Raw genomic sequence first — 19,435 nt, 5'->3', positions numbered from 1 at the left:
GAATATCAGGAAACTGTATTAACAGATAGCAGTATGTCGATCAACTGTCAATCGCGGCTGAACCGGGCAGGGCGGTGGTGGCTCTGCGTAGCGCGGAGACGCATGCCAGCACCGCGGGGTGCTCACCGGCACCCCTGCGGTAGGCGACTCTCGTGCGACGGCGCAGGGCCAGCGGGAGGAGGCGAACCGGCGGCGAGGGCCGCGTGATGGCGAGCTGTGGCACGAGCCCGACCCCCTCGCCCGCAGCGACCAGGGCGAGCATGGCGGTGAAGTCGTCCACGTGGTGCCGCACCGCCGGAACGAAGCCGGCCAGCTGGCAGACGTGCAGCGCGACCGAGTGGCAGAGCGTCCCGGTGCTACCGACGATCCACTGTGCGTCGCGCGCCCCGCCGACCGGATCGGCGCCGCCGCCGTCCGGCACGACCCCAGGGGGTACGGCGAGGTAGACGGTCTCCTCCAGCAGCGCGATCGAGTCCAGCGCCGGATCGGGCGCGACCGGCGTGATGTCGTAGTCGTGCAGCAGCGCGACGTCGAGCTGCCGGCCCCGCAGGGCGGCCGGCATGTCGACCGGATCCAACTCGGTGATCATCAGGTCGAGCGCCGGATGGTCGCGGGCCAGGGTGACCAGCGCCGCCGGGAGCAGGGTGCGGACGGCGCTGGGGAAGGCGCCGATGCGTACGCTCCCGCGCAGTCCCGTGCGTGCGCTCGCGAGGGTCGCGTCGGCGGCTTCCAACGCGGCCAGGATGACCTCGGTGTGCCGGACGAGTGCGGTCGCCGTCGGCGTGAGGGTGACCCGGCGGCCGGTGCGCTCCAGCAGCCGGGTGCCGGCCTCCCGTTGCAGGGCGGCCAGTTGCTGCGACACGGCGGACGGCGTGTACGCGTGTGCCTGGGCGACCGAGGCGATGGTGCCGAGACGGGCCAGGTCCCGCAGCAGAACGAGGCGACGGACGTCAAGCATCAGCTCAGCTTAGGTATTGCGTGAGTAATCGGAACTGGACCTACCCGGTTCGGTCCGTCGAGAGTGAGGGCATGACCCTGACCGGCCTGTACGTGCCCCTGATCACCCCGTTCGACGGGTCCGGAGCCGTCGCCGTCGACGCGCTGACCACCCTGGCCTTCGACGCCCTGGACGTCGGCGCGGCCGGTGTGGTCGCGCTGGGAACAACCGGCGAGCCGGCCGCCCTCAGCGACGAGGAGCGGAGCGTGGTCCTCGACGTCCTGGCCGAGGTGTGCCGGGAACGCGGCGCGCGCCTGCTCGTCGGCGCCAACAGCGTCGCGGCGGTCCGCGCCCTGGGGGAGCGGCCCGAGGTGACGGCGGCCCTGAGCCTCGTACCCCCGTTTCTCCGTCCGGGCTCGGCGGGAGTGCTCGCCCACTTCGCCCACCTCGCCGAGGAGAGCCCGGTGCCGCTGGTCGTCTACCACGTCCCGTACCGGACCGGGCAGCAACTCGACGCCGACGACCTCCGCCGGCTCGCCGAGGTGCCCGGTGTCGTCGGCGTCAAGTACGCCACGGGTGGGATCGACGCGGACACGGTCGACCTCCTCGCCGACCTCCCGACCGGCTTCGCCGTACTCGGTGGTGAAGATCCGCTCCTCTCGCCGCTGCTGGCCCTCGGCGCGCACGGTGCCATCGCGGCCTCGGCCCAGGTCGCGGCGGCGGAGTTCGTCCGGTTGGTCAGCCACTGGCAGGCGGGCGACGTCGTCCGTGGGCGGTCGCTCGGTCATCGACTCGCGGGCCTGTCGACCGCGCTGTTCGCCGGCCCCAATCCGACCGTCATCAAGGCGGTGCTGCACGCGCGGGGACGCATCCCGACCCCGGCGGTCCGACTGCCGCTGCTACCCGCCGACCAGGACGCGACCAGACGGGCGCTGCGTCACCTGGACGGGTTGGCGAGCGAGCCGGCGTGACCGGCCCGGCCGGGTCGTGACGCCGCGCCGTGACACGTCGGAGACGAAGATCATTTGTTCATCCGGCCGTTGCGCGGCCGTGCGCGTCGGTCGCTATCGTCAGCCCGCGCGCGGGCCCCGACGGTGCCTGCGAGCGCACAAACCCGTGTGCGTCAGCAGCGCCACCGATCGCGAGGAGCGTTCCATGGCAGTCGATCTCCGCCGTACCCTGCCCTGGTGGGCCGCCGCGACCGCCGTGCTCGCCGTCGCGGCGCTGTCGGCCTGCGGCAGCGCCGACGGCGCCGCGCCGGCCGCCGCGCCCACCACCAGCGGCGCGGTCGCACCGACGGCGAGCGCGCCGGCCGCGCCGGCACGGGGAAAGCTGCGCGGGTACGGCACGGTGCGGCAGCTCACCGAGGCCGCGGACCTGGTCGTACGCGGCCAGGTCGCGTCCGCCGGCTTCCGCGTCGACGAGGTGTTGCGGGCCAGGACCGATTCCGGGGTACGCCCCGGAGCGTCGATCACGCTCGCCAGCCTCGACGCCGGGGTGGCCGACATGGCCCACATGTCGACCCTCGACGTGGGTCAGAACGTGGTCCTCTACCTGTCCCAGGACACGGGGACCGCGACGCCGACGTACCGGACGCTCAGCGGCGACTTCGGCATCTTCGACGTCACCGGATCCGGCGACGACGCCGTCGCGGCCACCCGCTCGCAGGCCATGGCCGTCACCGGCCTGCGCGCCGAGGACGCGACGGCGTCGGGCAACGGCTTTCGCACCACCCTCGGCGAGTTGCGCGCGGTCGCCCAGCGGCCGTGAGGCGCTCGCGTGGTCAGTGCTCCCGGTAGGTGGCGTGGTCGAAGTCGGCGTACACCCCGTCACCACCGAGATCCTGCACCCACAACCCGACGAAGGCGCCGGTGAAGCCCCACGCCGCCGGCTCCCCGTCGATGATCAACGCGGCGTGCTCGTCGGACAGGATGGTCGCGTCCAGGTCGACGGGCAGGCGCTGCCACCCGGCTCCGAGGTCGTAGTCGAAGCGGACCACCGGCCCGTCGAACACCGCCCGCAGACCGACCCGGGTGACACCGCTGGCGTCGACGGTCAGCTCCGGGTACGGGGTGCGCCGGCCGTTGTCGGAGCTGAGCAGCTCCAACACCGTACGGCCGTCGTCGGCGCGGGTCAGGTAGAGGTGGTGCCAGTTCAGGGTGTTGTAGTACGCGGTGATCCCGGCGAGCTGCCGGTGGTCGATCGGGTCGAACTCGACGACCGTCTCCAGCGAGCAGTGCGTCGCGCCGACCCGTCGCGCGACCAGGCTCGGCGCCTGGCGACCCACCGGCGACTGTCCACCGTGCACGCGTAGGTGCGAGGGCCGGGAGCGCAGATCGACCCAGTCCGGGGTGGCCGGCCGGCGCAGCGTCGACCAGCAGGATTCCAGTTCGGCGGCGTCGAAGTCGTCGGTGGCGGGCTCCTCGGGCCACGGGTGCGGCGACAGGTCCGGAGCGACGACCTCCTCGGCCGGGACCCCGCCGGGGATGCGGGGCCAACCACCGTCCGGCCACTCGACCCGCTGGATCGCGGTCTCCCGCCCGAGCACACAGTTGCCCAGCGGTGAGTAGGGGCGACCGACCAGGTGGGCCAGGTACCACCCACCGTCGGGGGTCTGGACCAGACTGCCGTGCCCCGCCTTCTGCAGGCGCAGGTCGGGGCGGCCCACCGAGGTGAGCAGCGGCCCGTCCGGGTCCACCTCGTACGGGCCGAACAACTCCCGCGAGCGCGCCACGGTGACCTGGTGTTCCCAGCTCGTGCCGCCCTCGGCGGTGATCAGCCAGTACCAGCCGTCGTGGCGGTACAGGTGCGGCCCCTCGGTCACCCCGACCGGCGTGCCGGTGAAGAGGATGCGGGGTCGACCGACGAGACGCCGCGCCGCCCGGTCGTACTGCTGGATCTCGATGCCGCCGAAGCGGTCCCGGCCCGGACGCCAGTCCGCGCTCATGCTCAGCAGCCAACTGGTGCCGTCGTCGTCGTGGAACAGGGCGGCGTCGAAGCCACGCCCGTGCAGCTTCACCGGATCGGACCAGGGCCCGGCGATGTCGGGCGCGGTGATCAGGAAGTTCTGCGGGTCCCAGTAACCGCTGGCGAAGCTGGCCACGTCGCTGTAGACGAGGTGGAACTGCCCGTCGTGGTACGTCAGGTCGGGCGCCCACACGCCGTTGGAGTCGCCGCAGCCGCGCAGATCCAGCAGGCGGCGGTCGGTGATGATCCCACCCAGTGGGCGCCAGTTCACGAGGTCGCGCGAGTGGTGCACGCGTACCCCCGGATACCACTCGAAGGTCGAGGTGGCCAGGTAGAAGTCATCGCCGACGCGCAGGATCGACGGATCCGGGTGGAACCCGGCGAGGACGGGGTTGCGGATCGACCAGGCAGCGGTCGCCACGTCAGCGGTGTCGGTCGACACGGGGGCTCCTCTGTGCGGTGCGGCTGTGAAACTTCCGGAAACTTGCGGGGACCAGATCACTGGAAGCCCCTCGTACGGTAGCCGGTCTTATCGCGATAGGACAGGGGTCTTGACCGCTGGGGGAACTGCTCGTAGCGTCCCGGCCATCGATCGGTAATACCGACGAAGCAATGAAAGTTCCGGAGATCCAGGTTCGAACCCTTGCCGGCTCGGCCGGCGTCCGAGCACACCGTGAGTCCCCGAAGGGATGGATCATGACAGCGCACCTTTCCCGCCGATCGCTGCTCGGCATCGCCGGCGCCGGCGCCGGCGCCTACCTGCTCAGCGCCTGTAGCGGCGACGACAAGTCAAGCGACCCGAACGCGGCGCAGACGATCAACTGGTGGCACATCCAGAACACCGAGCCGATGCTGCCGGTCTGGGCCGCGATGGCCAACGAGTACAAGACCGCGCACAGCAACGTCACGTTCACCATCCAGCCGCTGGAGAACGAGGCGTTCAAGGCCAAGCTCACCACCGCCACGCAGGCCGGCGACCCGCCGGACCTCTTCCAGTCCTGGGGCGGCGGCGTGCTCAAGCAGCAGGTCGACGCCGGTCTGGTCAAGGACCTCACCGACGACGTGAAGGACCTGGTCAGCGGCATCCTGCCGGCCGCCATGGGGCCGTACACGATCGACGGGAAGATCTACGGCATCCCGTTCGACATCGGCATGGTCGGGTTCTGGTACAACAAGGACCTCTTCACCCGCGCCGGCATCACCGAACCCCCCACCACCTGGGCCGCCCTGCTCGACACGGTCCGCAAGCTCAAGACCGCCGGCATCACCCCGGTCGCCATCGCCGGCAAGGACAAGTGGCCGGCCCACTTCTACTGGTCGTACCTGGCGATGCGCATCGGCGGCGTCGGCGCGCTGCAGAAGGCCGTCGACGACAAGAACTTCGACACCCCCGACCTGGCCGCCGCGGGCGAGCGGCTCAAGGAGCTCGTCGACCTGCAACCCTTCCAGAAGGGCTTCCTCGGCGCCGAGTACGGCTCCCCGGACGGGCAGGCCGCCACCATGGGCAACGGCGGCGCGGCCATGGAGCTGATGGGTCAGTGGGCGCCGGCGGTACAGGCCTCCAGCTCGACCAGCAAGAAGGGCATCGGCGACAAGCTCGGCTTCTTCCCGTTCCCCGCCGTCGACGGTGGCAAGGGCACCGCCACCGAGGTGTTCGGCGGCGGCAACGGCTTCGCCGTCGGCAAGGACGCACCGCCCGCCACGATCGACTTCCTGAAGTTCCTGCTCAGCGTCGACAACCAGCGCCGGTCCGCCAAGACCGGCGCGGTCCTGCCCACGGTGAAGGACGCCACCGACGCCATCAGCGACCCGAACAACAAGGTCGTCGCGGAGACGCTGGCCAAGAACACCGGCTTCCAGCTCTACCTCGACCAGGCGTACGCGCCCGCGCTCGGGCAGCAGATCAACGACAGCGTCGCCGAGATCATCGCGGGCAAGAAGGCGCCCGCCGCGATCCTCAAGGACATCACGCAGGTGGCGAAGACCGTCTGATCGTGACCCCGTACCCATCCGTAGCCGGCGATAGAAACCGAGTGGAGCAGGCATGACCAGGCCATCGACCGTGTCGTACACAGGGCGCGGCGACACGGCGACAGATCCGCCGGCACCGGGGCCGGGCACCGCGCGACGGCGCGGCCGCCAGCCCCGGCCGGGGCGGGGTGGCGTCCTCGCCGTCTTTCTGACGCCCGCCCTGACCCTGTTCCTGCTGCTGGTCATCACGCCCATCCTGGTGGCCGCCTACGCCAGTCTCTACAAGTGGAACGGCTTCGGGCTTCCGGAGAACTTCATCGGGCTGGACAACTACACCCGCGCCTTCGGTGACCCGACCTTCCGCGGCGACCTGTGGCGCGGCCTCGTGCTGGTGCTGCTGTCGCTGACCGTGCAGCTACCCGCCGCGCTGGCCCTGGCGATGCTGCTCAACCAGCCGCTGCGCGGCCGAGCCGCCTACCGGCTGATCTTCTTCGCGCCGTACGTGCTCTCCGAGGTCACCACGGCGGTCCTGTTCACCCTGGTGTTCTCACCCAACCGGGGTCTGGGCGAGTCGGTCTCGAAGTTTCTCGGCGCGGAGGCGGGCGCGGTCTTCGCCGACCCGTCCACCGTGCTGTACGCCGTCTTCCTGGTGGTGTCCTGGAAGTACTTCGGCCTCTACATGATGCTCTTCCTGGCGGCCCGACAGGGCATCCCGAAGGAGCTGTCCGAGGCCGCGGTCACCGACGGCGCCACCGCGTGGCAGGCCTTCCGCCACGTCACCCTGCCGCTGCTCGGGCCGACGATCCGGATCAGCATCTTCCTGTCGGTCATCGGCACCATCCAACTGTTCGACATGGTCTGGGTGCTCACCGGCGGCGGTCCGATCCACTCCTCGGAGACGATGGCCGTCACCATGTACCAGTTCGGTTTCCGCCGGTTCGAGGTCGGCTACGCCAGCGCGATCAGCATGGTCATGTTCCTGCTGAGCCTCGTCTTCGCCCTGTTCTACCAGCGCGTCGTCCTGCGTCGGGACACCGCGGGCGCGATCACCAACCAGGGAGGCCAGCGATGACCGCCAAGACCAGTAGCGCCCAGCGGACCCGCAGCATCGTGCTGCACCTCGTCTGCATCGGCGTCGGCGCGCTCATCGTCGTGCCGGTCTGGTTCGGTGTGATCGGTGGCTTCAAGGACAACGGCCAGCTGTCGACCAACCCGCTGGGCCTGCCCGACCCCTGGGTGCCGTCGAACTACACCGATCTGTTCGCCTCCGGCGTGTTCTGGCGGCAGCTCGGCAACAGCCTGCTCATCGCCGTCACCAGCACGTTCATCGTGGTCGCCGCGGCGGCGATGGCCGCGTTCGTTTTCGCCCGGTACGCCTTCCGGGGCCGCGAGTTCCTGGTGACCCTGTTCGCGATCGGCCTGATGTTCCCGTTCGCGGTGGCGATCCTGCCGCTGTTCGTCCTGCTGCGCTCCATCGGCCTGCTGGACAATCCGCTCGGCGTCATCCTGCCGCAGGCCGCCTTCGGGCTGCCGATCACCATCATCATCCTGCGTCAGTTCTTCCGGACCATCCCGGCAGAGGTGGAGGAGGCCGCCGTCCTGGACGGTTGCAGCTCCTTCGGGTTCTTCTGGCGGGTCCTGCTGCCGATGGCCCGCCCCGCGTTGGCCACCGTCTCGGTCCTGGCCGTCGTCACCAGCTGGAACAACTTCATGCTCCCGCTGGTCGTCTTCAGCGATCAGAGCTGGTGGACCCTGCCCGTCGGGGTCCAGGCGTTCCAGGGGCAGTACGCCGACGACACCGCCCGGGTGCTCGCCTACGTCGTCCTGTCCATGCTTCCCGCGCTGGGCTTCTACGCCGTGGCCGAACGTCAACTGATCGGCGGCCTCACCGGCAGCGTCAAGGGGTGACGACACCGGATCACCGACCGACCTGAAACGCCCCGCCACACAAAGGAGCGGACCGTGGGCTCCGACAACGGCCGAAACGTCACCATCGCGATGATCGCGCGACTGGCCGGTGTCTCCGTGCCCACGGTCTCGCGGGTCATCAACGGTCGCACCGACGTCGCTCCCGAGACCCGGGAGCGCGTCGAGGCCCTGCTCAACCATCACGGCTACCGCCGACGGACCCAGGCCCGGCGTACCGAGGCCGCGCTGATCGACCTGGTCTTCAACGACCTGGACAGCCCGTGGGCGGTGGAGATCATCCGCGGGGTGGAGGACGTCGCCCGCGCCAGCGGCGTCGGCACCGTCGTCTCCGCCATCCACTGGCGCATCTCCTCGGCCAAGCAGTGGCTCGACAACATGCGGACGCGATCCACCGAGGGCGTCATCTTCGTGACCTCGATGGTGAACCCTCCACTACAGGCGGAGCTGCGCCGACTGCACCTGCCCGTTGTCATCATCGACCCCGCCGGCGTCGACCCGCAGGAGTCACCCACCATCGGCGCGACCAACTGGGCGGGCAGCCTGAGCGCCAACCAGTACCTGATCGGCCTCGGTCACCGGCGTATCGGCTTCATCGCCGGGCCGCCGCACCTGATGTGCAGCCGAGCCCGGATGGACGGCTACCGCGCGGCTCTGGGGGACGCCGGCATCGCCGTCGACGACGCCCTCATCCGGCCCGGCAACTTCTACCACGAGTCCGGCTTCACCTCGGGTACGCAGCTCCTGGCCCTGCCCGACCCACCCACCGCCATCTTCGCCTCCAGCGACCAGATGGCCCTCGGCGTCTACGAGGCCGTCCGCAAACGTGGCCTGCGGGTGCCCGACGACGTCAGCGTGATCGGCTTCGACGACCTGCCCGAGGTCCGCTGGTGCTCCCCACCGCTGACCACCGTCCGTCAACCCCTCGCGGAGATGGGCATGCTGGCCGCCCGGACGGTACTGCGGCTCGCCGGGGGCGAGAAGACCGAGAGCCCCCGCATCGAACTCGCCACCGAACTCGTCGTCCGCGACAGCGCCCGACCACCGCGCTGACCGCACGGTCCGTCCCGCCTCAGAGCCACCCGTTGGCGCGGGCGGTGCGGGCCGCCTCGATGCGGTTGCGGGTGGCGGTCTTGCCGATGGCGGCGGACAGGTAGTTGCGCACGGTGCTCTCGGACAGGTGCAGCGCGGCGGCCATGTCGGCGACGGTGGCGCCGTCCACGGCGGCGACCAGCACCTCGCGCTCCCGGTCGGTGAGCGGGTTCGGGCCGGCCGCGAGGGCGGCGGCGGCCAGCGTCGGGTCGATCACCCGCTCGCCGGCCAGCACCCGTCGGACGGCCACCGCCAGCTCCTGCACCGGCCCGTCCTTGACCAGGAAGCCGTGGGCGCCGGCCTCCATGGCCCGGCGCAGGTAGCCGGGGCGGCCGAAGGTGGTCAGGATCAGCACCCGGCAGAACGGTAACTTGTCGCGCAGTTCGGCGGCCGTGTCGAGGCCGCTGCCGTCAGGCATCTCGATGTCCAGCAGCGCCACGTCGGGGCGTACCCGAAGAGCCTCGCGCGTGGCCTGCGCCCCCGTCGCGGCCTCGGCCACGACCTCGATGTCGGGTTCGAGGTTCAACAGCAGGGCCAGCGCGCCGCGCATCATGCCCTGGTCCTCGGCGAGCAGGAGCCGGATCACGACGCCCACCGTCCGGTGGGGGCGTGGGGGAGTCGGGCGGTGAGCAGCAGGCCGCCGTCGCGCGCCGGGGCGACGTGCAGCGTCCCGCCGGCCTGCGCCAACCGCTCGGTGAGGCCGCGCAGACCGTTGCCGTACCGCGGCCGGCCACCCACCCCGTCGTCGCGGATGGTCAGCACCGCCTCGTCGGTGTCGGCGGTGACCTCGATGTCGCACCGCGACGCCCGGCTGTGCCGGACCACGTTCGTCACTCCCTCCCGCAGGACCCAGCCGAACGCGTCGTCGGCCTCGACCCCGAGCGGACGGTCGACGCCCCGGACGCTGACGGCTATCCCGACGTCGGCCAGGGCCGTACGGACGCCGTCGAGTTCCCGGGCGAAGCTGCGTTCCCGATAGCCGGTGACCGCTTCGCGCACCTCGGCGAGCGCCGTACGACCGATCCGCTCGATGTCCGTCGCCTCGGCGACGACCCGCTGCGGATCCGTCGGGGCGAGCCGGCGCACCACCTCCGCCTTTACCACCACCAGCGACAGCGTATGACCCAGCAGGTCGTGCAGGTCCCGCGCGAAACGCAGCCGCTCCTGCTCGACCGCCGTGCGGGCCAGCTCCCGCTGGGTACGCCGCAGCTCCTCCACCAGCCGGGCCGTGCGGGCGAACGCCAACGTCAGCGCGCCCGCGAGCACGGTGATCAGCGCCATCTGGGCGGTCTCGGTGGCCGGCAGCCGGTGCGCCACACCGATCACCAGGACGGCCGCCGCCGAGCCGCCGACCCAACCGAACCCCCAGGCCACGCGTACGAAGGCGACCGCGCCGGCCGCGGTGACGTACACGAAGACGACCAGCCAGCCCTCCGGCCCACCGGCGTACGCCACCGCGAGCCCGACCCCGAGCAGCGCGAAGGCGACGAGCCCCGCGTGGTGCACGGCCGGACGGACCGGCAGGTCGGCCACGGGTACGGCCACCAGGGCCAGGTAGAACAGCGCGAAGACGACGAGCCCCACCGCCGCCGGTGGTGCGGGGTGCACCTGCCCGCGTGCGATCGCGGCGGCCGGCGTCAGCAGCAGCCAGAGCCAGAGGGTGTGCGCGGCGACGAGCACGAACCCCTGTCGGGTCCGGCGGGGACCGGTCGCACCGGACGACATGGTGGACACCGTATCGGGGGTCACCGGTGAACGGTGGACCGCCGGTACGCCCACGCCGCCAGGGCCGTGAATGCCACCGTCCACCCGATGAGCACCGCGAGTCCCGACGGGCTGGGCGTCAGCCCGGCAGCCGAGCGCCAGCCGAGTTCCGCGAACCGGTACGTCGGCAGGGCGTGTGCCAGGTGACGCAGCGCGGCGGGGAAGTAGGCGACGGGCACCAGCAGGCCGCCCAGCACCGACAGGCCGAGGAAGGCGAGGAAGTTGACCGGCTGGGCGAGCTGCGGGCTGAGGCCGTACCCGATGGCGAGCCCGAGCAGGGCGAACGGCACCGTGCCGACCCACATCAGCAGCAGCAGCGCGACCCACCGCGCGGCCCCCAGCTCGACGTGGTGCGCGAGGCGTCCGGCGCAGCCGACGGCGATCACCGACGGCACCCCGCTGAGCGTGCAGACGAGGGCCTTCGCGGTCACCGCCCGCCCGGCGGGCAGTGGGGTGACGCGGAGCTGGCGCAGCCAGCCCGACGCCCGCTCCTGCGAGACCGCGGACCCTACCGAGAGCACGCCCGCCACCGCGCCGTAGCCGGCCAGGCCGACCATGAGGGCCACCGCCGCGTCGACGCCCTCCACCCGGTCGCCGTCCGGACCAACCCCCGAGAAGATGAGGTACGTGACCACCGGCGCGAGGACCGTGAACAGCAGCAGCCGTGGGTCGCGGGCCAGTCGGCGTAGTTCGAATCGCAGGTACGCGCGCATGTCAGTGCTCCGTGGGTGTCGTGGTGCGGGTCGTCGGTGCCGCGGTGCGGGTCGTCGGTGTCGTGGTGCGGGTCATCGCTGTCGTGGTGAGGGCGAGGAAGGCGGCGTCCAGGGCGGCGGTGGTGACCTCCAGGTTCTGGAAGCCACGCGTGCCGGCCAGGGCGAGGACGGTGGCGTCGGCGTCGTCGGTCGTGAGCGCGACCCGGCCGCCCCGGACCTGCACCGACCGGACCCCGGGGAGCGCGTCGAGGCCGTCGGCCGGACCGCCGGCGAGGTCGAAGGAGACGGTACGGCCGCCGGCCAGCGCGCGGATCTCAGCGGGCGGCCCGTCGGCCACGACCCGTCCCGCGGCGAGCACCACGACCCGATCGGCGAACTCGTCCGCCTCGTGCAGGTGGTGGGTGCTGAACAGGACGGTGTGCCCGTCGGCGGTGTACCGGTCGATGGCCGCCCAGAACGCCTGCCGGGCGGCGACGTCCAGCGCGGCGGTGGGTTCGTCGAGGACCAGCAGGTCCGGGTCGCCGGCCAGCGCGAACGCGAACCGTGCGCGCTGCGCCTCGCCGCCGGAGAGTCTCGTCGAGGCGGCGGCCGGCGCGCTCGGTCAGCCCGGCCAGCGCCAGCACCTGGTCGGAGGGCATCGCTCGCGGGTAGAGCGCCCGGGCCAGGTCGACGACCTCGCGGACGGTCGCGCTGGACGCCCAGCCGGCGTCCTGGAGCATCGCGCCCACCTGTCCCGCCCGGACCGCCTCGGCCGGCGGCCGACCGAACACGGTGGCGGTGCCGCTGTCCGGTCGGTCCAGCCCCAGCATGATCGAGATCGTGGTGGACTTGCCGGCGCCGTTGGGCCCGAGCAGGGCGACCGTGCTGCCCCGGGCGATGGTCAGGTCGAGCCCGTCGACGGCGCGGACCGGACCGAACCGCCGGGTGAGGCCGCGGAGGCGTACGGCTGTATCATCCATGCCCGTCACGCTAGGCAGGCGCGCGGGGCGCGGGCAGAGTCACCGGTACGCGGTCGGCCAGGACATTTGTCCCGGGCGCGAACCGGGGCACGGTCATCACCAGGCCAGCCGGACCTCGTCCTCGAACACGACGCCGGTCGGGCCATCCGCCGCGAGAGTGGCCAGGCGGATCGCGACGGCCGCGCCCTCGTCAGGTGTCCGGGTGCCACGGAAGTCGTTGAAGTCGGTGGCGACGTGGCCCGGAGCCGCACCGTTCACCTTGAGTGCGGTGCCGGCGAACTCGCGCGCGTAGTGGACCGTGAGCGCGTTCAGGGCGGTCTTCGAGCTGGAGTAGACCATCGACGGCTGACCGACCCACGCGCCCGCCTCGCCGATCGAGCCGCGCTTGCTGGTCACGTTGACGACCCGAGGAGCCTCGGCCCTGGTCAGCAGAGGTAGGAAGGCCCGCATCATGCGTACGACGCCGAAGACGTTCACCTCGTAGACGTTCTTGAAGTCCTCGGCGGTCTCCTCGCTCGGCGTGGGCAGGTGGTCGAGGTCGCGGAACGTGAGGGTGTTGACGCCAGCGTTGTTGACCAGTACGTCCAGGCGCCCGAACTCCTGGTCCACCTCATCGGCCAGGGCGTCGATCTGCCGCTGGTCGGTCACATCCAGGAGCACGGGACGTACGTCCCCGTCGATGCTGGCGGCGGCGGCCCGGCCGGCGTCGAGGCGGCGAGCGCCGAGCAGCACGGTGAAGCCCTCGCTGGCGAGTCCGCGGACGATGGCGACACCGATGCCCTTGTTGCCGCCGGTCACGAGAGCCACCGGCTTGGTAACTGTTGTCATGACAACAGCATGCCACGGCGGTGTTGTCGTATCAACACGAGGGTAGGATGCGACCGTGGGCGAGCTCCTGAGCGCGGACGAGATGCGGGTCTGGCACGCCTGGAAGGCCGCGTCCGACAGGGTGCGAGCACACGTCGCCGAACAGGTCGACAACGCCACCGGCCTCTCGGATCCGGACTTCGGCGTGCTCACGCGGCTGGTCGACCTCGGCGACGGGCAACTACGGCAGAACGAGCTGGCCGCCTCGATCAGATGGCACCGCAGCCGCCTGTCGCACCAACTGACGCGCATGGAACAGCGCGGCCTGGTGACGCGGTCCGGAGTTCCCGGGGGCATGATGGTGAGCATCACGGACCGTGGTGCCCAGCTGGTGGCCGCTGCGCGACCCGTGCACGCCGATGCGGTACGCACCTACCTGATCTCCCGCGTCCCGGATACGCGCCGGGCCGCGTTCCTCTCGATCCTCGAGTCGTTGGCAGAGGGTTGACGGCGGGTCGGATACGTCCTACCCGGGGCGAGATGACCGGCCATCGTGGACGCTATGCTGCTGGCTCGGCAGGGGGAGAGGTGGTCGGCCATGACGCAGTCCGAGCCCGGGGTGAACCTTCAGACCGACCGGCCGAACGCGGCGCGGATGTTCGACTACTACCTCGGCGGCAAGGACAACTTCGCCGCCGATCGGGCCGCCGCCGAGATGGTGTTGCAGGTCGCGCCGTGGATGCCCGAGGCCGCCCGGCAGGGCCGCGACCTGATCGCCCGTACGGTGCGCCACCTCGTCGAGGAGAAGGGCGTCCGGCAGATCCTGGATCTCGGCTCCGGGCTGCCGACGCGCGACAACGTGCACGAGATCGCCCACCGCATCGACCCGACCGTACGCGTCGTCTACGTCGACAACGACCCGGTGGTCTGCGCCCACGGGCGTGCGTTGCTCGCCGACGCGGCGACGGTGTCGGTGGTGCGGGCCGACCTGTGCCGACCCGCCGAGGTGCTCGGTCACCCGGAGGTCGCCGCCGCCATCGACTTCGACAGCCCGGTCGCGGTCCTCATGATGTTCGTGCTGCACCTGGTGCCCGACGAGCAGGCCCCGCAGCGCATCGTGGCGACCTACCGCGACGCGCTCGCCCCCGGCAGCTACCTCGCGCTGTCCCACGCCAGCACCGACGTGCACCCCGACCTGATGGCCCGCATCTCCGCGATCTACGCCCGCGCGAACAGCCCGTTCGTGCCGCGCGGCCACGCGGACGTCACCGGGTTCTTCGGCGACTTCGTCCTCGAGTCACCCGGCCTGGTCAACATGTGGCCGTACCCGGAGCCGCCGGCCACCGTCGACGCCGAGGTGGCGCGCACCGGCTACAGCGGCGTCGCCCGCAAACCGTAGGCGTCATCGGCTCGTTCCGGCGACCGTCGCGCCGCATCGGTCGGGATCCAGCCGGCCGCGATCAGCGCCCGCCGTACGGTGTCGGCGACCTCGTCGGGGCGGGCACGGACCAGCCAGGCGGGGAAGCGAAGGATACGGTCGCCGCTGGTCCAGACGTCATTCTGTCGACGCATGTCCGCCGCCCACTGCCGCGCGTCCATGTGATGCGCGCCGTCGATCTCGACCTGCACCCGCCGCTCGTGCCAGTACGCGTCCAACCAGCGGTTACGGCCCGCCGCGTCGACCCGGTGTCGTTGCAGGTCCGGTGGGGGCAGCCGGTGCCGCCGACACAACCGTACAAAATCAATCTCGGAGAGCGCCTCCGCGCCGCCGGCGATGTCGGCGACAGCCTGCCGAATCAGCCGTCGGCGGGGTGCCCGGGGCAGGACGTCGAGCACGGCGTCCAACTCCTCGGGTAGCACGCGACGCTGCTGGCATCCGGCCGCCAACAACCCCTGCGCCTCGTCCACACCGCCCGCCCATCCGGCCGCGTCCACCAGGGCGCGGGCCGTCGTCGTACGCGGCGGACGGGCGAGCTGAACATGCGCGTCGGGCAGCACCGACGTGCGATGGACCAGCACCGCGGGCATGTCGATGGGCAGTCGACGCAGGCTCGCCCGACCGGCACGACGGTCGGCCGGCACCAGCACGTGCAAGGGTTCTCGCCGCAGTCCCCGTACGCCGGCCTCGGCGGCTGCTGTCGCCCCGGCCAGGACCGCCCCCGGCCCGGCCGCCAGGACCGCCACCCACAGCTGCTGGTCGCGGGTGAGTCGACCGTTGCCAGTGAGCACGATGCCGTGGCAGATCGACCGCCAGCGTCCGGAGCGGATCCGGCCCCGGACCGCCCCCTCGCTGAGGAGCCCGGAGAACTGCGCGGTCGTCAGCACACCCGCCTGCTCGAAGGCGAGCCAGTCGAATGCGTCGGCGTCATCGGGAGGCAACATCCCGTCGAGCCTTGCCGCTTGGTTGGTGCCGCGCCGCCAGATCTTGGACACTTTGGCCGCTGGCCGCTGGCCGCTGGCCGCTGGCGCCGGCCGCCCGGGTCTCCGTGCGCGCGGCCTCGGCGCGTCTTTGCGCGCGGCGTCGGTGTTCCCGGGTCTTCGTGGGCGCGGCGTCGGTGTTCCCGGGTCTTCGTGGGCGCGGCGTCGGTGTCTCGGCGTCTGCGCGTCTGCGCGTCTCCGCGCGCGGCCTCCGCGCCTCGCCTGACGGCGCACACCGCGCAGATCTTGGACAATTTCCGTTAGCAGCTAACGGAAATTGTCCAAGATCTGCGCGGATTCGCGCGGGTGGACGGTCTGCTGGCGGGGAGAGGCCCAGGTGATGAAGCGGTCGGTCAGGTTGACGGGCGGATTGTCGGGATTGAGTGCCGTGAGGTGAGCGGCAGCCTCCGAAGCCGCAGGTCGTAACCAGCGGCCCAGAACGTCAAGCGCCCGTCCCTCCGAACGAGAGGGACGGGCGCTTTCGCTGTGCGGGGGAGCGGTCAGGCGACCACCGACCGCAGTGGCACTCCGGCGGCGCGCAGCGCGCGTACCAGATCGTTCGTGAAGGGGTGTTCGTCGGCCTGGAGGCCCTGCGGGTTGGGGATCACGACGTACGCCGAGGTGTCCTTCGCGGTCGTGCGCGCGTCGGTGGTGAAGCGTTCGACGACGGCCCGCGCGCGGGGCAGGTCGGCCGCCGCGACCTCGATGGTGATGGGCCGCCAGCCGCCGCCCAGGTCCGCCGCGACCGGCGCGGCGGCGGCGCTGGCGCGCGCCGCGTCTACGCCCGGCGTGCGTCGGGCGTCCGGCGCGCCCGGCGGGTAGAGCAGCGCGTTCGCCACCAGGTGCAGACCATTTTCGTTGTACGCCCGAAAGAGCGGGTTGAACGCGAACAGCACCGCCCGACCGGCGCCGGTGGGTTCGTCGACGACGGCGGCCGTTCCCTTGAGCGTGTCCGCGCCGACGGTGTAGCCGTTGGCCCAGAACGTGTCTCCGCTCGGGTAGCTGAGCACGTTCGTCCCGGTGCTGCTCGGGTTGAGGATCGGGTCGCTGTTGTTGAACTCGAAGTCCTCGGCGGGGCGGCCCAGGGCGACCGGGTTGTCGGTGTCGACGTCGACCCGCAGGTGTGAGCCGATCACCAGGTAGTCGGCCGGTTTGGTCTTCTCGGTGGTGGAGGTGAGGCCGGCGGCGCGGGCCAGCCGGGTGCCCTCGTTGCGCAGCCCGAGGTAGGTGTGGCCCTGGGCGATCCAGTCGCGCAGGTTGGCCTGCCCGGCGGCGGTCAGGCCGCCGGTGGGGCTGCTGCCGTCGGGGACCAGCAGTACGGTACGTCCGGTGAACGCCTCGGTGTTGTCGTTGATGTCGGCCGTGGTGACCGGCTTCAGGTCGAGGCCCCACCGCTTGCCGAGCACGTAGCGGGCCTCGCCGTGCGAGCCGGACGTGGTGGAGATGCCGGTGCCCTGGAACAGTCCGACGTCGGGCCTGGCGAGTGGGGTGCCGGTGACCCGTCCACCCGGGGTCAGGGTCACGCCGACTGACCGAGCCAGGTCGTCGATCGTACGGCTCAGGCTGCGTGCCGGGATCGCGACGCGGCCGGTGTCGAGGTCACGCACGAGCGGCACGCCCCGGCCGAGCAGGGTGAAGGTGAGTTCGGCGGCGGCGGCGGAGTCCAGCGGGTACGTGTAGGAGCCCCACGGCCAGGCCAGCCCGCTCCGGCCGCCGGTGATTGCCCGCACCAACTGGGCCTTCGGCCGGACGTTGTCGCCCGTGTAGATGGTGGAGACACCCATCAGCAGCGGGTTGCTCCAGGACGACACGTCGTAGAAGTACGGGAACGGCACGTACGGGTCCTCGCCCATGATCGCCTGGATCCAGTGCTTCTGCGGCTGATCCATCGGGATCCAGTACGCGCCCTTGGGGACCGTGACGTTTGTGGCGCTGCGGCCCCCGAAGACGCGGGCGGTGGGCACCCGGGTGGGCTTCTGCACCTCGTACACCTCGACGTCCATGCGGCGCAGCCGCTCGACGAGCCGGCGGACGTCGGCGAGCTGCCGGTCGGGCAGCAGGAAGTACGAGCGGATCGTCACGTCGGGCACCGGGAACTGGACCTCGTTGGTGGGCTGCACCACCTCGTTCGGCTCCAGGGTGCCCGCCCGGCCCTGGGCGAGCGCGTCGGTCCAGATGTCGAAGTAGCCGTCCAACACCTCGCGCTTGTTGGCGGCGGCCCAGCCGAGCGTCGACCACTGGGTGTGGAACTGCTGCTGCACCCGGTCGGCGACGGCCGAGGCGCTGCCCTTCTCGTACGTCATGCCGGCCGCCCCGAAACCGGTGGTCGGCACGGTGTCGCCGTAGCCCATGAAGAACATGTCGTACGTGTCGTAGTTGAAGTAGCACTCGGTGGTGACGGTGTCGTCGCAGGCGCCGTTGTAACCGAAGCCGGCCTTGTTGGCCTCGCCGATCCGGTTGATCCAGTCCACGGACTCACCGGCGATCTCGTGGTGGATCGGGTCGGCGTTGGGCGGGAAGAAGTACTGCCGGCCGCCCATCTCGTGCGCGTCCACGTATACCTGCGGTGGGTAGCGGCGCAGCAGTTCGAGCTTGCCGTCGGTCTCCTGCTGGGTGCGGGAGAACCAGTCCCGGTTCAGGTCGAAGCCGAACTCGTTCTGCCGCCGGGTCGCGTCGCGGCCGTCCGGGTTCTGCGTCGGCACGATGACGGTGACCAGGTTGTCGTTGCGCCGGGCGACCTCGCAGGACAGGCCGGCGGCCAGCTCGTACAGGGTCTTGAGGGCCGCGTCGGTGCCGCTCTTCTCGCCGCCGTGCACGTTCGCGGTGATCCAGACGATGGCCGGGCTGTCCTTCGCCGTACGCGCGGCCGTCCGCGCGCTCGTCCGGCGGGGATCACGCAGGTCGCGCACGTCCTCGGCGATCTTGCGCAGCGCGGACGGCCGCACGTTGCGCTCGTTTGACACCACCGCGTACGGCAGGGGTTGCCCGAGGACGCTGGACGCCAGCACTCCGGTGACGACCCGCTCGGAGGCGCGGTCGACGGCCCCCAGGTAGGTACGGACCTCGTCGTTGGTGACGACCCGTTCCTGGCCGACACCGAGGGGGAAGCCGAGCGTCGCCTCCGGGGTCGGGACGGTACCCAGCCGTGCGGTCGGGTCACTGCTGCACGTCGACGGTGGGGCGGCGCTCGCCGGTGCGGTGCCGCCGAGCAGGGGAGTCGTGCCGAGCAGGAGCGCTACGGCGGCGGCACCCGCCAACCGCCTCGGAGGGACCGTCCAGAACGGACGCGACGATGGGGTCATGTCTCGGGTTCCCTTCTTGGGGGAAAGCCTCGCAGTGGCCGGAGCCTATGAATCGGCCGACACGACGGTCAAGGCCTGATCGACTTCGGTGAGTGCGAGGGATGCCGGGTCGGGGACCGGCTGGCAGGATGGTGGTGTGACTCAGCGTCGTCCTGGAGGGAGCAGAACGTGCCGGAGGCGATCACCATCGCGGTTCGTCCAGATCTTCCGTCTGCCGATGTCCAGCGCTCGCTGGCGTCCTGGCTGCGCGCGGACGACCGGCTGCGTCACGGGGTGACCACGACGCCGCCGACCGATGAGACGTCAACGGACGGCACGGACGTGCTGCGGGTGGCGATCGGCGACGCCGGCACTGTCATGGTGCTGGTCCAGGCGGTCGCCAGCTGGTTGACCCACCGCCGCGAGGACGTGACAGTGCACCTCGTCCTACCCGGTGGATCGTCGGCCGAGTTGGACGTCCGCCGGGCGCGGGACATGGACCAGGTGACGGCGCTCATCGAGGCCGCGGTGCGCGCGGTGGCCCCGGAATAGGGCCGACCCCCTGATCACTTGATGAGCAGCAGTTCGGGAACCGGTACT

At 71.3% G+C, this 19,435-nt stretch carries 18 protein-coding genes and 1 pseudogene; 9 read left to right on the top strand and 10 right to left on the bottom strand.

Going from position 1 to position 19,435, the window contains the following annotated elements; translation table 11 throughout:
- Positions 1 to 40 precede the first annotated feature (40 nt).
- Entirely contained in the window at positions 41 to 958 is a 918-nt protein-coding gene (locus tag ACQP0N_RS19595) for a LysR family transcriptional regulator (RefSeq protein WP_433112658.1), read from the bottom strand.
- A 71-nt stretch (positions 959 to 1,029) separates the two neighbouring features.
- On the opposite strand from ACQP0N_RS19595, the gene ACQP0N_RS19590 reads away from it, so the two are divergent.
- Both ACQP0N_RS19590 and ACQP0N_RS19585 read left to right on the top strand, forming a co-directional pair.
- Positions 1,030 to 1,908, top strand: a complete 879-nt coding sequence (locus ACQP0N_RS19590) for a dihydrodipicolinate synthase family protein (protein WP_433112655.1) — start codon at positions 1,030 to 1,032, stop codon at positions 1,906 to 1,908.
- 184 nt (positions 1,909 to 2,092) lie between these two features.
- Positions 2,093 to 2,707: a hypothetical protein gene (locus ACQP0N_RS19585; RefSeq protein WP_433112652.1), complete on the top strand. Its 615-nt coding sequence runs from the start codon at positions 2,093 to 2,095 to the stop codon at positions 2,705 to 2,707.
- Between the two features lie 13 nt (positions 2,708 to 2,720).
- Here the strand turns inward: ACQP0N_RS19585 and ACQP0N_RS19580 are convergent, their stop codons facing one another.
- Positions 2,721 to 4,346 carry a glycoside hydrolase family 43 protein gene (locus ACQP0N_RS19580; protein WP_433112649.1) on the bottom strand — a complete coding sequence of 542 codons (1,626 nt, stop codon included), beginning with the start codon at positions 4,344 to 4,346 and terminating at the stop codon, positions 2,721 to 2,723.
- 254 nt (positions 4,347 to 4,600) lie between these two features.
- Here ACQP0N_RS19580 and ACQP0N_RS19575 point away from each other — a divergent pair, with 254 nt between their 5' ends.
- The 4 genes from ACQP0N_RS19575 (at position 4,601) to ACQP0N_RS19560 (ending at position 8,854) form a co-directional block, all read left to right on the top strand.
- A complete protein-coding gene (locus tag ACQP0N_RS19575) occupies positions 4,601 to 5,896 on the top strand; it encodes an extracellular solute-binding protein (protein ID WP_433112646.1) in 1,296 nt (431 codons plus the stop codon).
- A gap of 52 nt (positions 5,897 to 5,948) precedes the next feature.
- Positions 5,949 to 6,947: a carbohydrate ABC transporter permease gene (locus tag ACQP0N_RS19570; RefSeq protein ID WP_355048124.1), complete on the top strand. Its 999-nt coding sequence runs from the start codon at positions 5,949 to 5,951 to the stop codon at positions 6,945 to 6,947.
- Positions 6,944 to 7,783: a carbohydrate ABC transporter permease gene (locus tag ACQP0N_RS19565; protein ID WP_355048125.1), complete on the top strand. Its 840-nt coding sequence runs from the start codon at positions 6,944 to 6,946 to the stop codon at positions 7,781 to 7,783. Before ACQP0N_RS19570 ends, ACQP0N_RS19565 begins: the two co-directional genes overlap by 4 nt.
- A gap of 90 nt (positions 7,784 to 7,873) precedes the next feature.
- Positions 7,874 to 8,854: a LacI family DNA-binding transcriptional regulator gene (locus tag ACQP0N_RS19560; RefSeq protein WP_433121706.1), complete on the top strand. Its 981-nt coding sequence runs from the start codon at positions 7,874 to 7,876 to the stop codon at positions 8,852 to 8,854.
- A gap of 19 nt (positions 8,855 to 8,873) precedes the next feature.
- On the opposite strand, the gene ACQP0N_RS19555 is transcribed toward ACQP0N_RS19560, so the two are convergent.
- The 6 genes and pseudogenes from ACQP0N_RS19555 to ACQP0N_RS19530 form a co-directional block, all read right to left on the bottom strand.
- Entirely contained in the window at positions 8,874 to 9,479 is a 606-nt protein-coding gene (locus tag ACQP0N_RS19555) for a response regulator transcription factor (RefSeq protein WP_433112641.1), read from the bottom strand.
- A complete protein-coding gene (locus tag ACQP0N_RS19550) occupies positions 9,476 to 10,642 on the bottom strand; it encodes a histidine kinase (RefSeq protein WP_433112638.1) in 1,167 nt (388 codons plus the stop codon). The genes ACQP0N_RS19555 and ACQP0N_RS19550 overlap by 4 nt, the downstream gene beginning before the upstream one ends.
- Positions 10,639 to 11,370 (bottom strand): ABC transporter permease, encoded by a 732-nt coding sequence (locus tag ACQP0N_RS19545; protein ID WP_433112635.1) that lies wholly within the window; start codon positions 11,368 to 11,370, stop codon positions 10,639 to 10,641. The genes ACQP0N_RS19550 and ACQP0N_RS19545 overlap by 4 nt, the downstream gene beginning before the upstream one ends.
- 1 nt (position 11,371) lies before the next feature.
- Positions 11,372 to 11,707, bottom strand: coding sequence for a hypothetical protein (locus ACQP0N_RS19540; protein ID WP_433121908.1), 336 nt, complete (start codon positions 11,705 to 11,707; stop codon positions 11,372 to 11,374).
- Between the two features lie 207 nt (positions 11,708 to 11,914).
- Positions 11,915 to 12,329, bottom strand: a pseudogene (locus ACQP0N_RS19535) (ATP-binding cassette domain-containing protein); the annotation flags it as partial.
- Positions 12,330 to 12,425: 96 nt separating this feature from the next.
- A complete protein-coding gene (locus tag ACQP0N_RS19530) occupies positions 12,426 to 13,157 on the bottom strand; it encodes an SDR family NAD(P)-dependent oxidoreductase (RefSeq protein ID WP_433112632.1) in 732 nt (243 codons plus the stop codon).
- 55 nt (positions 13,158 to 13,212) lie between these two features.
- Here ACQP0N_RS19530 and ACQP0N_RS19525 point away from each other — a divergent pair, with 55 nt between their 5' ends.
- On the top strand, positions 13,213 to 13,644 hold the full coding sequence (locus ACQP0N_RS19525; protein ID WP_433112629.1) for a MarR family winged helix-turn-helix transcriptional regulator: 432 nt from the start codon (positions 13,213 to 13,215) through the stop codon (positions 13,642 to 13,644).
- A gap of 90 nt (positions 13,645 to 13,734) precedes the next feature.
- Entirely contained in the window at positions 13,735 to 14,535 is an 801-nt protein-coding gene (locus ACQP0N_RS19520) for an SAM-dependent methyltransferase (protein ID WP_433112626.1), read from the top strand.
- On the opposite strand, the gene ACQP0N_RS19515 is transcribed toward ACQP0N_RS19520, so the two are convergent.
- Positions 14,508 to 15,518 carry an endonuclease domain-containing protein gene (locus tag ACQP0N_RS19515; protein ID WP_433112623.1) on the bottom strand — a complete coding sequence of 337 codons (1,011 nt, stop codon included), beginning with the start codon at positions 15,516 to 15,518 and terminating at the stop codon, positions 14,508 to 14,510. The genes ACQP0N_RS19520 and ACQP0N_RS19515 overlap by 28 nt on opposite strands.
- A gap of 536 nt (positions 15,519 to 16,054) precedes the next feature.
- The gene (locus ACQP0N_RS19510; protein ID WP_433112620.1) at positions 16,055 to 18,856 is read right to left on the bottom strand and encodes a M14 family zinc carboxypeptidase; all 2,802 of its coding nucleotides are present in this window, start codon (positions 18,854 to 18,856) and stop codon (positions 16,055 to 16,057) included.
- 168 nt (positions 18,857 to 19,024) lie between these two features.
- On the opposite strand from ACQP0N_RS19510, the gene ACQP0N_RS19505 reads away from it, so the two are divergent.
- Complete coding sequence (locus ACQP0N_RS19505; RefSeq protein WP_433112617.1) at positions 19,025 to 19,387, top strand: effector-associated constant component EACC1; 363 nt, start codon at positions 19,025 to 19,027, stop codon at positions 19,385 to 19,387.
- The last annotated feature ends 48 nt before the right edge of the window (positions 19,388 to 19,435 follow it).

It is taken from the genome of Micromonospora sp. CA-246542 (assembly GCF_050942905.1).
Classification (GTDB): Bacteria; Actinomycetota; Actinomycetes; order Mycobacteriales; family Micromonosporaceae; genus Micromonospora.
Note: the sequence above shows the minus strand (reverse complement) of the source record. Positions and strands in the feature narration are given on the sequence as shown.

Coding starts and splice junctions, on each gene's coding strand:
- ACQP0N_RS19585 (WP_433112652.1), top strand. CDS start 2,093: ATGGCAGTCGATCTCCGCCGTACCCTGCCCTGGTGGGCCGCCGCGACC.
- ACQP0N_RS19530 (WP_433112632.1), bottom strand. CDS start 13,157: ATGACAACAGTTACCAAGCCGGTGGCTCTCGTGACCGGCGGCAACAAG.
- ACQP0N_RS19560 (WP_433121706.1), top strand. CDS start 7,874: ATGATCGCGCGACTGGCCGGTGTCTCCGTGCCCACGGTCTCGCGGGTC.
- ACQP0N_RS19520 (WP_433112626.1), top strand. CDS start 13,735: ATGACGCAGTCCGAGCCCGGGGTGAACCTTCAGACCGACCGGCCGAAC.
- ACQP0N_RS19565 (WP_355048125.1), top strand. CDS start 6,944: ATGACCGCCAAGACCAGTAGCGCCCAGCGGACCCGCAGCATCGTGCTG.
- ACQP0N_RS19570 (WP_355048124.1), top strand. CDS start 5,949: ATGACCAGGCCATCGACCGTGTCGTACACAGGGCGCGGCGACACGGCG.
- ACQP0N_RS19575 (WP_433112646.1), top strand. CDS start 4,601: ATGACAGCGCACCTTTCCCGCCGATCGCTGCTCGGCATCGCCGGCGCC.
- ACQP0N_RS19510 (WP_433112620.1), bottom strand. CDS start 18,856: ATGACCCCATCGTCGCGTCCGTTCTGGACGGTCCCTCCGAGGCGGTTG.
- ACQP0N_RS19595 (WP_433112658.1), bottom strand. CDS start 958: ATGCTTGACGTCCGTCGCCTCGTTCTGCTGCGGGACCTGGCCCGTCTC.
- ACQP0N_RS19545 (WP_433112635.1), bottom strand. CDS start 11,370: ATGCGCGCGTACCTGCGATTCGAACTACGCCGACTGGCCCGCGACCCA.
- ACQP0N_RS19515 (WP_433112623.1), bottom strand. CDS start 15,518: ATGTTGCCTCCCGATGACGCCGACGCATTCGACTGGCTCGCCTTCGAG.
- ACQP0N_RS19590 (WP_433112655.1), top strand. CDS start 1,030: ATGACCCTGACCGGCCTGTACGTGCCCCTGATCACCCCGTTCGACGGG.